This window comes from Nocardia farcinica (assembly GCF_029867845.1).
In the GTDB taxonomy this organism is placed as follows: domain Bacteria; phylum Actinomycetota; class Actinomycetes; order Mycobacteriales; family Mycobacteriaceae; genus Nocardia; species Nocardia farcinica_A.
The window spans coordinates 1-2,713 of sequence record NZ_JARWRU010000448.1; the positions used below are offsets into that span (position 1 = coordinate 1).

Sequence of the window (2,713 nt, forward strand, 5' to 3'; positions counted from 1 at the left end):
GGGCGGTTCCGCGGGCCCCCCGCGCGGCCCCGCCGCTACGGGCGCCCCGCGGGGCGCCGCCCCCGTGGGAACCCCCGGCGCGGCCCCGCCCGGCCCCGGGACGGGCAAGGATTCCGGTCAGGCGGCGGGGGCGCGCGGGCAGGACGCCCAGGCGCAGGCCGGTCAGGGGGCCAACGGTCAGGGGGCCAACGGTCAGCCGCAGAACACCGCGCCGTCCGGTCAGGGCGGCGCCGCCCCGAGCGGCCAGGCGAGTTCGGGTCAGGGCAACGCGCCGCAGGGCGGCTCGGGTCAGGGCGAGCAGGGCCAGTTCAAGGAGGGCTGGTCGCAGCTACCGCAGCGGGAGCCGCAGTCGAATCTCTACCGGCCCGGCCAGTCCCCGGTGACGGGGCGGCCCAGCGGTGGCGGTCTCGGCGGCGGCCTGGCCGGTGGCGGTCTCGGTGGCGCCTCCAACGCGCGCACCACCGCAGACCTCGCGGCCAAGGCGGCGCGCAAGGAGGCCGCCATGGTCAAGTCCGTCGGCATCGACGGCCCGACCCGCAGCATCGCCCGTCCCGAGCTGATCAAGGACATGCCCGACCTGTCCGAGATCCGGCATCCGCTGCCTTCGGTGGAGCGGACCTCGCCCGCGTCGTCACCGCAGGCGCCGTCGGTCCCGGTGGCGGTGCCGGTCGCCGTGGCGGCGACCACGGGTGACCCGCTGCGCGCCACCGTGCAGATCCGCCGCATCGACCCCTGGTCGACGCTGAAGGTCTCGCTGGTCATCAGCGTCGCGCTGTTCTTCGTGTGGATGCTCGCGGTCGGTCTGCTCTACATCGTGCTCGAGGGCATGGGCGTGTGGGAGCGGCTGAACAACACCTTCACCGACATGGTCTCGCAGGACAGCGGCGGCGCCGGTCTGATCGACGCGGGCACGGTGTTCGGCTACGCGGGCGTGATCGGCCTGATCAACGTCGTGTTGTTCACCGCGCTCGGCACCGTGGGCACCTTCATCTACAACCAGTGCTGCGATCTGGTCGGCGGCATCCAGGTCACCCTGGCCGACCCGGACTAGCCGCAGGCGCCGCTCGCGCGGCGCGGCACAGACGGCGGGCGTCACCTCTGCGGAGGCGGCGCCCGCCGTTCGCTTCGCGGGTGCGCGCCGCCGACCGGAACGCTCGCTACATACCGGCTCTGACCAGCTGTTTTGGTGGTTCCCGCTCCGTCGGGTAACCTTTGTCCTCGGTTCGCCCGATACGGTGCGAGACCGGGTACGGGCCTATAGCTCAGGCGGTTAGAGCGCTTCGCTGATAACGAAGAGGTCGGAGGTTCAAGTCCTCCTAGGCCCACTCCTACTTCCCGAACCGCACAGTAGGGTGGACATCATGAAGATCGTTCTCACGGTGGGTGTCGTTCTCGCCGTTCTGATCGGGATCACCAAGCTCCGCAAGCGCGACGCAGCCGATCACTGGCACGAGGTCACCGCCCACTGATTTCCCGGCGGCGCCGAATCCGGCGCTCGGGGCCTTAGCTCAATTGGCAGAGCACTGCCTTTGCAAGGCAGGGGTTAGGGGTTCGATTCCCCTAGGCTCCACTCCGATGCTCCCTACCCGACACGGGTGGGGAGCGTTCGTGTTTCCGGGTGTCTGCTTTCCCTGGGTGTCTGCTTTCCCGGGTGGCTGCGGCACGAGTCGCGGGCAGGCGTGGGCTAGCGTGCAGAAATGAGCACCGTGTTCGACCATCTGCTGACCGAGTCGCCGGACGGGCCGGCGGCCTCCCTGGACGCGGCCTGGCAGCGCTATCGTGCTGTGGCGCCGCGCTTTCCGCTTCCGGTGGACGCCGCCGCGGTGGGCGGCCACAGCGCCGACCGTCTCGGCTACGCCTTCCTGTCCGGGTACCAGGCGGCGATCTCGGCTCTGTTGCCCGGCCTGCCGGGGGACCGGGCGTACGCCCTCGCCGCCACCGAGGAGGGCGGGGGACACCCCGCTGCCATCGCGACCACGCTCACCGAAGGCCGGGGCGGACCGGACGGCGCCGACGGCCCGACGGTGCGCGGCACGAAGACCTTCACCACGCTGGCCCGGCTGGCCGGCGGCCTGATCGTGATCGCCAGCCGGGGCAGGGGCGACGACGGACGCAACCGGCTGGCCGCCGTGCTCGTCGACGCCGAGGGCCCCGGTGTCACCGTCACCGACCGTCCGGCGACCGCGTTCGCGCCCGAACTGCCGCATGCCGTGGTCACCTTCGAGGACGCGCCCGCGACGCCGCTGCCCGGCGACGGCTACACCGACGTGCTCAAGCCGTTCCGCACTGTCGAGGACATCCACGTGACCGCCGCGGCTCTGGGCTGGCTGGTGCGCGTGGGCCGACAGGCGCAGTGGCCGCCGCGGGCGCTGCAACAGTTGCTCGGCGTGCTGTCGGCTCTGCGCGGGCTGGCGGCCTCGCCGCCCGGCGCGCCGGGTGTGCACGTGGCCCTCGGCGGGGTCTTCGCCGATCTCGAGCGGCTGCTGAGCGAGCTGGAGCCGCTGTGGGCGCAGGTGGACCAGACCACGCGCACGCGCTGGGAACGGGATCGGCCGCTGCTGTCGGTGGCGGGCCGGGTGCGGGCGCAACGACTGGCAACCGCCTGGCGAGCACTCGGTGCGGCGGACTGAACTACGCCCGCCGACCGGCTGCGGACATGGAGCGGGCCTCGGCGAAGGGGGGGAGTTAGCCGAGGCCCGCGTGAGGTCGGCCC

General features: G+C 72.6%; 2 protein-coding genes and 2 tRNA genes. All 4 read left to right on the plus strand.

Going from position 1 to position 2,713, the window contains the following annotated elements; genetic code table 11:
• A partial coding sequence (locus QH283_RS09630; RefSeq protein ID WP_432420689.1) for a DUF3566 domain-containing protein occupies positions 1-1,051 on the plus strand: 1,051 nt, incomplete at its 5' end.
• A 200-nt stretch (positions 1,052-1,251) separates the two neighbouring features.
• Positions 1,252-1,325, plus strand: a tRNA-Ile gene (locus QH283_RS09635).
• A gap of 172 nt (positions 1,326-1,497) precedes the next feature.
• Positions 1,498-1,570 (plus strand) — tRNA-Ala (locus QH283_RS09640).
• A 127-nt stretch (positions 1,571-1,697) separates the two neighbouring features.
• Entirely contained in the window at positions 1,698-2,630 is a 933-nt protein-coding gene (locus QH283_RS09645) for an acyl-CoA dehydrogenase family protein (RefSeq protein WP_280502671.1), read from the plus strand.
• Positions 2,631-2,713 lie beyond the last annotated feature (83 nt).